We start from the raw sequence: 11012 nt of genomic DNA, 5'->3' as shown, positions 1-11012 counted from the left end.
ATCAGCGTGTATCAGGCTTTTTTTAGTTTCATTGATATTTATAAAAAAATGACATTAGTGAAATTCCACCCCTTTCTCCTGTTTTATCGAGAAGGGGATTTTATTTCACCAACGTCAAATATTCTACAACCTTTTAAATTTCATTGATTTATGGCTTCTAAAAAGGCTTCTCCATATTTCTGAAGTTTATTTGCACCAACGCCGCTCACTTCTAAAAAGGCTTCATTAGATTTCGGTCGTTTAGCACACATATCTTTCAATGTTTTATCAGAGAATATAACAAATGGCGGAACATTTGCTTCGTCAGCTAATTGTTTACGAAGCACACGAAGTTCTTCAAATAACGGGTCGTTATCTCCAATCTGCTGCGTAACAATAGCTCCTTTACGCAGTACTTTTCGATTTCCTTTTAACACGTCTTTACTCAGTTCTGTTACGTAAATTGTTGGAAACGAGCCCTGTTTAACAGCTAACATGTCTTGAGAAATCATAAATTCTATTAAATTTGCTACTTCTTTGGCATTGTAGTGTTTTAAAATGCTGTAAGTTGATAATTTATGGAATCCTAATTCAACCACTTTTTTATTTTGAGAGCCTGTCAGCACTTGGGCTATCAGTAACTTGCCGAACTTTTGCCCCATTCGAATGACACATGAAAGGACCATTTGCACATCTTGAGTGACATCTTTACTTTCACGTTGATCTGTACAATTGCTACAATGCCCACAAATATCGATATGGGTGTCTCCAAAATAATGAATGATAAATTGTTGTAAGCAATTTTCTGTATGACAATAATCGACCATTCCTTGCAATTTAATCAGTTCTCCAGGAATTCGACTCGGATCTTGTGCTTGGTCAATTAAGAAGCGCTGAGTTTGAACGTCTTGAGATGCATAGAGCACAATACAGGCACTCGGCAATCCATCTCGTCCGGCACGTCCTGCTTCTTGATAATAGCTCTCCATATTTTTGGGTAATTGATAATGAATGACATATCGAATGTTCGATTTATCAATCCCCATACCAAAAGCATTGGTCGCTACCATCACTTGAACCTCGTCTTTTAAGAACCGATCTTGCTCGTAACTCCGGTCTTCATCCATCATCCCACCATGATATTTCGCAACACTTATTCCACGTTTATTAAGCACTTCATATATATGATTCACAGTTTTCCGTGTTGCTGCATAAATAATACCTGATTCATTTTCATTCTTCATGACATAGTCTTTAACAAACTTTTCACGATCTTGTCCACTTGCGACGGAGAACGTTAAGTTCGGTCGTTCAAATCCAGTCATCACTGTATTTTCTTCAGCGATATTGAGGATTCGACAAATATCTTCGCGTACTTGGGGAGTTGCAGTTGCAGTTAACGCTAACACAGTTGGGGTATTCGGAAAAAGTTCTGTCATCCGACTAATCAAGCGATAACTTGGACGGAAGTCATGACCCCATTGAGAGATACAATGCGCTTCATCTATGGCAATAAGTGGAACTGGAATTTTACGGAGTTCATTTAAAAATATTTGAGAATCCAAACGCTCTGGAGCAATATAGAGAAGTTTGACAGCACCACGCTCAACATCGTACATGACGTCACGCACTTCTTTATGACTTAGTGAGCTATTTATATAGGCCGCATGAATGCCTGCTTCTAGTAATGTATCAACTTGATCTTTCATTAAAGAGATTAATGGGGAAACGACAATCGTGGTTCCTTCTAAAACAAGTGCAGGAATTTGATAACAAATGGATTTCCCACCTCCCGTTGGCATAACACAGATGGAATTATCTCCATTTAGCACCTGATTGATTACTTGTTCTTGTCCGGTCCGAAATGTCTCGTAACCAAAATATGTTTGTAAATACTTTCTTGCTTGGTCTAACAAATGCGTCACTCCTTCTATAGTGTAGATTGAAAGTGTCAGCCACTTTTTTATGTGTTACTTTTTCTTATTAGTTTGGATGTCAGGCATCAGGTTCGTTTCTTCATTTAACTCGTCTATTAATAGTTCAGCTGCTTTGCGGTAAGAGTTACTGATATTGACCAGTGAAGTGATCAGGAGAATTTTCTCTACCTTCTCCGCATCGTGATCTTTCAATTTTTTCACTTCGTCGTGAACGTCATTTGCTCGCTTTTGAAATTCCTGTTCAAAGTCTAATGCATTACTTTGCTGAATTGCAAGAAAGCTAGTATAAAATTTTTCTAGTTCAAAGTCTTCGTTTATCAATTTGTTATTTATACTATCTAGAGTTGCTTTGATGTCGTTAATGGACAAAGCACCTTTTAGTTGATAGACCAAACTGATTAAGATGAGATGCTTCTTCGAATACTTTTTGTTTTTTATAGGAATGAACAGTTTTCCCTTAGCATAGTTGTTAATCATCGTTTTTGTTAAAACTTTTTCCTCGTCATTGCGCTTCGTGTTTTTGAAGGTGTGATCGAATAATTGAATTACTTGATCCATATATAAGTCAATATCCGGCATCTCCTGAAGCAAAATATTTGTTTCAAGAGAAAGTTTATTAAGAAGTTGTTGTGTATTATCCATATAACATCCCTCTATTTTCATTTACGTTTATTAGTACTAGTTTAACGCAAAAAACAGCAATCGTAAACGTTGACTAGATGACGAAATAGATATACCATTACAAGTAGTATCAATAACTACATATGAACATGGAGGTATTTAAAATGCATACACATATACGAGAACCCTTTAATGCATTATCACATTTAGCCGGTGCTGTTCTTTCTGTTGTCGCTTTAATTGCCATGCTTATGAAAGGTTCAACTAATGATGCACCTGTATTACATTTAATTGCAGTTATCATTTTTGGGATCAGTATGATTTTATTGTACTCAACATCTGCTATGTATCACATGGTTTTCGCAAAGGATCATGTCATTGCTTTTTTAAGAAGACTTGATCATTCTATGATATTTTTATTAATTGCCGGGTCATATGCTCCATTTTGCTTAATTGCGCTAAAAGGACCCACTGGCATTGTATTATTCTTAGTTGTTGCCGCCATTGCAATTGCAGGGATTACATTTAAAATGGTGTGGTTTAATTCTCCTAGATGGCTCTCTACTGCACTCTATATTGGGATGGGTTGGATTATCGTTTTCCTAGCTTCTCCACTATCAGATACATTAAGTACACCTGGATTATGGCTGCTTATTTTAGGTGGTATCATGTACACAATTGGAGGCATTATTTACGGAGCAAAACCAAACTTTCTTCAATCTAAATATCTAGGTTTCCATGAGATATTTCACATCTTTATACTGCTTGGAACCCTTTCACATTTCTTATGTGTGTATTACTACGTACTTTAACCGAAATGATTGTTTTGAAGTAGACAACTTCTACTTTATAGATGTTTAATTGGTACCCAAACTATTTTCAGATAAAGTCATATACTAAATTGAATACAGTTTAAAGGAGGTACCCATTTTTGGTTAATCAATTTTTTCCATTTCTACCCGATGATGACTCGCCGGACTTTGATAGTCCTAACTTTTTCGGACAAAGAGGACCAGGTTTTGGAAACCCAAACTTTCCTGGACAAGGAGGGCCAGGTTTTGGAATCCCTAGTTTCCCTGGACAAATGAGACCACCTGGCTTCCCTGGGCAAGGACCACCATCCGGATTCCCTGGACAGGGACCACCACCTGGTTTCCCTGGACAAGGAGGACCGCCTGGAGGTCAGTCTTCTTCTGGACCACCGACTGGACCACCTCCATCTTTTGTTCCACAACAACCAGCTGGAGCTAGAGGTGGAGCACAGATTTTTGCTGTAGATCCCGGCGCCATTAGAGGGTGTTTGTTCCGCTTTACGTATGTATGGTTAAGAAACGGTCGTTCTTTCTGGTTTTACCCCACTTACGTTGGTAGACAATCTATCGCTGGTTTTAGATGGAATGGCCGTAGATGGAATTATTATGGAACAGATTTAAACAGAATTACATCTTTTCAATGCTTTTAAGTCATCACTTTTTAGAATAAGGAAAAAGGCCGTTTTAAAAGTCATCAGTGACTTTTAAAACGGCCTCTTTTTACTATACTTACTACTTGATCACTCTTAAAAAATCTTTTTCATTATCTACTTCAAGATAAGAAAAGGCTGATTCGCCTGTTGAATCTTCAAGGGACGGATCCGCTCCGAACTCATAAAGCATAGATGCCAATTCATAGTTCCCATTATATACTGCATCCAAAAGTACATGTGAATAATCATCTTGTGCATTTGGATTTGCACCTGCTTCCAATAGTACTTTAGCAATTTTGTTATCCTCTGAAAATCCTGCATAGGCTAGAGCGGTATATCCCTCTGCATCTCTTTCTTCCAAATCTGCTCCCTCTTCAATCAAAGCATTCATTTTATCAATATCACCGTTGTAGGCAGCGCTCATAAGAAGAGTCTCTCCTTCTAATAGTTCCTCCGAAAAGGCTGCAGGAAGTAAGTTTGCATAGACCAGTCCCCCTGCCGTGAATAACAAGATGATGAGCATATAAATACCGAACATACTTCCAAATAATAAAGTAGCACCAAGGACTATTTTCCCGTGATTTGGCACGTATGAAGGAGTTCCTTCAACACCCATAAAACGACCCACTGCTTGAATCCGTTTCGGTAAAAGAGGGTGACTCGACAATACTTCGCTTAACCAAACAGCAACATTTGACTCACTCTTGATTTGCTCCAAATAGGCTTGCTCATTTACCTCAAGATATAAATCTTTGCCCGCTCCTAAGATCGTTAATGCCCGCTTTGCCGCAACACCATTTTGAGTATAGTTAGTAGCTTCTCGGTCACACGTATATTCGCATGAACGACTATACGCTTGTGATAAGAAAGGAATGAATGTCGCCGGAACTAAGAGAATATTCTTCCACACATGTCGTCGTTTAATATGGGAGAGTTCATGAGCAATAATGAAATCTAGTTCTTCTTCTCCGCCCTGTCTAGCAAGTTCAAATACCTCCGAATAAATGACAACCATATCACGTCCTAAAAATCGTGTTGCAAATGCGTTTAGTGCACCTTCAGACTGTACAATAAATACTTCTGGTACTCGTTTTAACCCCATTGCATTAGATAATGCAACTACACGCTCATATACATCTGGAAATTGACTGTGATGAATACGAATACCATTGCCCCGAATTGATCCAAGCATGATTAAATTCACATATATCATTACAGCTAGAATCCCAAGAGCAATAGCAATTCCAATAATGGAAACAGCTGCAAAAATGTAAATGAAAATACTAAATACTAGACTCAACACAAAATATATCGTTTCTCTCTCTGATGTAACATTTGTCTTCACTCTTGATTTCCCCTTTTGTATTAAATTTACATATATTAATATAATTTAAGCTACAGAGAATTTATTGTCAATTCTTTTTTAAAAATAATAATACTTTACATGAATCATCAATTTATTTTCTAATCTTCACTTCAGTAAACACGAAAAAAAGCAAAGTGTTGTCTGTCACTTTGCTTTTTTCTACATATATTATTTCCACTAGTCTTTACATAGTTCGACAGTTATTTTCTTAAAAACGCTTGAATTTCCGTTATGAGTAATTCCGGCTTCTCCATCATACTCATATGACCAGCACCTTTTATTAATGCTTGTGAAATAGTTTCTTTTTGAACTGAAAATGTTTTTTCTGGTGGAATAACTTGATCATTTTCTCCAGCAATTAGTAAAGACGGTAGCTTACTATTTTTTAATACGTGATTTCGGTCTGGCCGATTTTTCATAGCCTTTAACATACCGATTGTCCCTTCTTCACTTGTTTCATAGCCAATTTCTTTTGCTTTTTCAATGTCTTTTGCATGCGTTTCCAAGTTTTCAGAAGCAAATAATTTCGGGACTAAACCATCGATCAGAGAAGGAACTCCTTCAGATTTCACTTTTTCAATCGATGCATCTCTACCTTCTTTCGCTTCCTTTGAGTCCGGATATGCGGTCGAATGAATGATAGAAAAACCATTTAGTTGTTCTTCATATTTTTCTGCAAATGCTAATGTTATGTATCCTCCTAAAGAATGTCCAAATAACGTTATTTTCCCCAACATTAATACGTCCATTAACTCTTTCAATGTATCCGCCATATACTCCATTTCATAATTCCCTTTAGGAAAAGTTGAATCTCCATGGCCGGGTAAATCTAGTACAATTACTCTATTCTCTTTAGACAAAGTCGGAATTACTTTATCCCAGTAAGCATGACTCCCGCAAAAGCCATGTAGTAATACGATCACTTCTCCTTCTCCACAATCTTGATATGCTAGTGTAAGGTTAGATAATTTTATTTGTTGCTGACCCATCATAACATCTCCTATTTTTAATGTTTTGTCATACACATACCCCCATATCAAGTGTTGTAATCTTAAATTTGATTTTTTCTGAATAATTAGTTAAACTTCACATACCATAACAGTATAATTACCTTGGAATTATTTTAAGAAAAATCGGGCAAAGTACGCTTGATTTCCGTTACAGGCGGACGCTTTCCGCGGGCGGTCCGTGAGTCTCCTCGTCGCAAGCTCCTCCGGGGTCTCACCGAACACGCTTTTTCCGCTGGAGTCGCCGCCTTTCACTACAATCATTCACCTGGTTAAAAATCAACAGTGATTTTGTAAAATGAAAGTACTTACACCCATATTTAGAGGACGATTTTTTATGTGCAATCCAAAGATTACTAAACATAAATAGATCACTGAACAAAATTCACTTTCACTGAGACGAAACTTAAGTTTCTAAAAAAGGAAATCACGACTTTACATTAATCGAAATAACGAGAGTCACATCAAAAAAATTCCGTTTTAGCATGTTAGTCTCCTTATACTAAAAACACCATAACATTGGGTTCTTGGCATCAATTTTATATACTTTCTTCTGTTTCAAAAAAAAAAAAAAGCATACGTATTGTGCATACGCCTGCTTTCGTTTATTTATTGAAAAAACTTAATTAATTGGTTGCTTGAAGGTTCTTGTAGTGGAAACGTTTCTTCACTGTCAGTCTGACACACTACGTGTAACGTAGGAGTTTCCTTAACAATAAATTTCCAATGTGAGGTTTTTGAAGTACTAGTTGCTTTAAGCTCTTCACGCATCATTTTCTTTCTAAAATTTGCAAGCTTAGCAATTAAGAAGCGTTCTTTGTAGCGAATAAGTAAATATCCATTATGAGCAATTCGGTTATATTTATTTAAACTAACTTCTCTTAAATCAAATCCATTAGACTTGTTTTGAACAGACGGTGATAATACAAAAAAATCACGTTTTTTGAATATTGTTGTATTTAAATGTTGAATTAGCCCTAATTCATTTGTCAAAAAGTCCTTGTTAACGGCACTTGGAATTTGATTACTTTCCATTACTCCACCTCTTCTAAAAGTTCTCTTACTGTAAGTATACACCCTTTTGAGTGGAATTTCACTTATTAAATAAATGGAAAACTCACTACGGATAGAATCACAAATCTTGTCGGACCATAAAATCGTTGCTGTTCAAGGGATTGTAGTTGTTCTTCAAATTTGATAATATATTTTAAACCATAGGGTTTTGGCTTTAATTCAACAACATCCCGCCAAAAACCACTGGAATAGGAGTCCTTATCCTTTACATGGAGTGTTAAAAAATCGAGTTAAACAGCATACTAAAATTCATGGATTTCCACAAATAATATTGATTACATTATTACCAAATAGCGCATTTTGATGATCATTATCTTTTGCTAGTTGAATTCGCATGTTTTTTTAATAAGGAGGGTGGTCTATGAGTCGAAATTAACTTCTTCATAACAAATGAGAGAAATTAAAATTTACAGGCTCAATTCAAAAAATAAGCAACCTTCACAAACAAAAGGCTACTTACTTATACTATGCTATTTATGCTCTATATATTCGTTTTAGAGCTTCTTTTAATTGTGGTTTCACATTAACTTCAGGACGAATCATTTTCACTCTTTCTTCAGCTTCTTCAATTGTATTCGCTAAACGAAGTTCTAAAAGTGTAGCTACCGCCATTGTTCCTGCGCGACCACGACCTGTATTACAATGGAAGAAAATTTTCTTACCATCTTGATAATCTTGAACGATTTGTTTTACACCTGTGCGAATGGATTCATCCTGAAATTCCCCATCGTCTACAATCGGTTGATGTTTACTGATTTCGCTAGAGGATTCTGCAACTTCCGCTCGCAAATCGTATACTACATCAATTTTTTCTTCAGTGATAGCGCTCTGAACGTCCGCTACTCCCCCAATAAATATACGATCATCAATTAATGCTTGATAATTTTTTACATTCATATTAATTTCCTCCTAAATAAAATTGAATTTGAGTTGACCATTGGTAAACATGAGTTTTGCATTGAAACTTTTCCCTGTTTTAGAAACAAAGCCATTTAAAACTTCAGTTTCCCCTTTTGTACATAAATCTTCAACATGTATGACAGTTAATTGTTTCTTTAGTAAAATTGCTGGAAACGTTTGTTTGCAGCCTTCTTTATACGCAGAACACCCATAGAAATTCTTTCTTGAAATAATCGTTCCTTTTTGACAAGTAGGGCAAGTCGCTACTTCAACTCCACTTAAATCTATCTCAGTCGACATATCAAAAATCTTATCATGTAGTTGAGATGGCACTTCTTTGATTAGGTGATTCAAAAATTTTGAAATACTCCCTAAAAATAACTCTGAAGATCCTGTTCCAGTTCCTATTTTCTTCAAATATGCTTCCCATTTAGCTGTCATCGCTGGACTAGCAAGTAAATTCCCCTCAATGGCTTGGCAAAGTACGTTTCCTTTTTCAGTGATTGAAACGATGTTTTTCTTCACTTCAATATAACCATGACGTTTAATCGTTTCAATAATTCCGCTCCGTGTAGCTTCAGTTCCAAGACCTTCAACTTCTTTTAGAATTTCATTTTCCGCTGCGTCCTCTACAAACTTCCCACATGTTTTCATCATGGCGATGAGTTGTCCTTCTGTGTATGGTTTTGGTGGATTGGTCTGACCTTCTTTTATTGCCACTTTACCTTTGACTTGTTCATGCAGTGAAAGCTTCGGTAAGTTGGGTTCTTTTGATGCTTTAGAATCTGTATCATTTAAAAATAACACTTTCCACCCTTTATCAATTTCCACTTTGCCCGTTGACAAAAATGCAAGCCCATTGACATCTGTTGTAACAGACGTTTCCTGATACAAATAATTCGAGTGGAACATAGCAAGGGTTGTACGTAAAACTTCTTCATACAAATTCCGTTCTTCACTAGATAAGCGTGCTAATACCGCGACAGTCGGAATTTTTTTCGTCGGGATGATGGCGTAGTGTTCCTGCACTTTTGAACTGTCTACATAACGTTTACTTGGTGTTCTTGAAGCAACGTTAAAAGGTTGATTAATTAATTTTTGATACGCTTCAACTTGGTTTTCAAGATATGAAAATTCATTCGGCGTAATGAATTGAGTATCTGTTCTTGGATACGTGACTAGTTTCTTTTCATATAAAGTCTGCATGGTTTTCAGTACATTAGCTGGACTATACTTCCATTTACGGTTCGCAGTTGCTTGAATGGTGGATAATGCGTGCAACTTTGGAGGGAGTGTTTTTTTATCTTCTGTTTTTAAACGGCTTACTGTTCCAGGAATGGTTCCATCTATTTGATGTTTCCTCAAAAGTTCTTGTGCTTCTTCATGAACTTTCATCTTCCCTTTGACTTTGCCCTTATATGAACCTTGTTCAGCTTTAAAAGTTCCTTCTAATTCAAAAAATGGCTCCGGAACAAAGCGCTCAATTTCAAGCGAGCGTTGGTAAATCAAATAAACCGTTGGCGATTGAACGCGTCCGATAGAAAACACTTCTCGAATCCCCTTTTTTTGAATGAGTAGTGTATACAGCCTTGAGCCATTCATTCCAACAAGCCAATCACTCATTTGACGCGCTTTCGCTTCTTCATACATCAACAAATCTTTCTTATTATCATGTAACTGAAGAAAGCCTTTGCGTACTTCATCGACTTCGAGTGAATTAATCCAAAGTCGTTTGATTGTTTTATTTTGTGCGCGTGTGTGATCAAAAATACTATAGAAAATATTAGAACCTTCTCTATCTACGTCACATGCATTTATAACCGTATCAGTTTCATAGATTAGTTTTTTAATAACCCCAAACTGCTTCGCCTTTCCCTTTGCAATTTGAAATTGAAATTCCTCAGGTAAAATTGGCAATGTTTGAAGTGACCATTTCGCCCACTTTGGGTTGTGTGACTTTGGATCACGCAGCTCAACTAAATGACCGATTCCCCAGGTAATATAGGCCCCTTGTGGAAATATGTCACATGGTTGCACATCAAAAAAACCTTCATTCTTTTTAACCTTGAAAGCATCCGCATATGCCTTCGCCTGACTTGGCTTTTCTGCAATTATCACCGGTTTCACCAAAGCCCCGCCTTTCTTAAATCCAATCTGTACTAAAAAGTATATCATCTGACGAACACATACTCTACATTTCATCAAAGCTTAAAATAGGGCTACACGCTTCGTTGAAGTCTCTTTCACGATTTTCCAGGTTGAAGTTTATGTACCTACCTGAAAATGGTATAACATATGACTCGCTACGCTACTGTTATAAAGTACAAACTGCGTTATGGCATTGTGCTGCTGATGGATTTATTCCTGTTCATATTGATTTAATCCCGTTCGCGAGGTGTTTATTCCTGTTCGCGATCGTTTTATTCCCGTTCAAACCCGTTTATTCCTGTTCAACTTGTGTTTATTCCCGTTCGCCCAATTACTTCCATAAAAATACCCATTCCATAGTAGTTTACCCATCTATCTATTTTATTACATAAGAAAAACCGAGCAAAGTATCCCCGGTCCTTTAAGAAGGGTACCCATAGAAGTCCGTTAATTTCCGCTACGGTGGACGCTTTTCGCGGGCTTGGCTTCAGTCCAATGTCATCAAGCTAACCATA

The 11012-nt window shown here is 36.8% G+C and carries 9 protein-coding genes; 2 read left to right on the top strand and 7 right to left on the bottom strand.

The features are described 5' to 3' along the window. Nucleotides 1-140: 140 nt before the first annotated feature. Both recQ and C406_RS0117865 read right to left on the bottom strand, forming a co-directional pair. On the bottom strand, nucleotides 141-1895 hold the full coding sequence (recQ, locus tag C406_RS0117870; protein WP_017382027.1) for a DNA helicase RecQ: 1755 nt from the start codon (nucleotides 1893-1895) through the stop codon (nucleotides 141-143). Between the two features lie 54 nt (nucleotides 1896-1949). Then, nucleotides 1950-2558, bottom strand: coding sequence for a DUF1836 domain-containing protein (locus C406_RS0117865; protein WP_017382026.1), 609 nt, complete (start codon nucleotides 2556-2558; stop codon nucleotides 1950-1952). Nucleotides 2559-2701: 143 nt separating this feature from the next. Between C406_RS0117865 and trhA the strand changes: the two genes are divergently transcribed. Both trhA and C406_RS0117855 read left to right on the top strand, forming a co-directional pair. After that, the gene (gene trhA / locus C406_RS0117860) at nucleotides 2702-3349 is read left to right on the top strand and encodes a PAQR family membrane homeostasis protein TrhA (protein WP_017382025.1); all 648 of its coding nucleotides are present in this window, start codon (nucleotides 2702-2704) and stop codon (nucleotides 3347-3349) included. Nucleotides 3350-3468: 119 nt separating this feature from the next. After that, nucleotides 3469-3999, top strand: coding sequence for a hypothetical protein (locus C406_RS0117855; protein ID WP_017382024.1), 531 nt, complete (start codon nucleotides 3469-3471; stop codon nucleotides 3997-3999). Between the two features lie 82 nt (nucleotides 4000-4081). Here C406_RS0117855 and C406_RS0117850 read toward each other — a convergent pair whose 3' ends face one another. From C406_RS0117850 to C406_RS0117830, 5 genes are all read right to left on the bottom strand, one after another. Further along, the gene (locus C406_RS0117850) at nucleotides 4082-5347 is read right to left on the bottom strand and encodes a M48 family metallopeptidase (protein WP_017382023.1); all 1266 of its coding nucleotides are present in this window, start codon (nucleotides 5345-5347) and stop codon (nucleotides 4082-4084) included. A 221-nt stretch (nucleotides 5348-5568) separates the two neighbouring features. Next, nucleotides 5569-6357, bottom strand: coding sequence for an alpha/beta fold hydrolase (locus tag C406_RS0117845; protein ID WP_017382022.1), 789 nt, complete (start codon nucleotides 6355-6357; stop codon nucleotides 5569-5571). A 627-nt stretch (nucleotides 6358-6984) separates the two neighbouring features. Beyond that, nucleotides 6985-7410, bottom strand: coding sequence for a hypothetical protein (locus C406_RS0117840; RefSeq protein ID WP_017382021.1), 426 nt, complete (start codon nucleotides 7408-7410; stop codon nucleotides 6985-6987). A gap of 513 nt (nucleotides 7411-7923) precedes the next feature. After that, on the bottom strand, nucleotides 7924-8346 hold the full coding sequence (locus C406_RS0117835; RefSeq protein ID WP_017382020.1) for a protein-tyrosine phosphatase family protein: 423 nt from the start codon (nucleotides 8344-8346) through the stop codon (nucleotides 7924-7926). A gap of 12 nt (nucleotides 8347-8358) precedes the next feature. After that, a complete protein-coding gene (locus C406_RS0117830; RefSeq protein ID WP_017382019.1) occupies nucleotides 8359-10476 on the bottom strand; it encodes a type IA DNA topoisomerase in 2118 nt (705 codons plus the stop codon). Between the last annotated feature and the right edge of the window lie 536 nt (nucleotides 10477-11012).

The organism is Paenisporosarcina sp. TG-14 (genome assembly GCF_000297555.1).
Classification (GTDB): domain Bacteria; phylum Bacillota; class Bacilli; order Bacillales_A; family Planococcaceae; genus Paenisporosarcina; species Paenisporosarcina antarctica.
The sequence above is the reverse complement of the archived record's forward strand: the minus strand, read 5'-3'. Positions and strand labels throughout refer to the sequence as shown.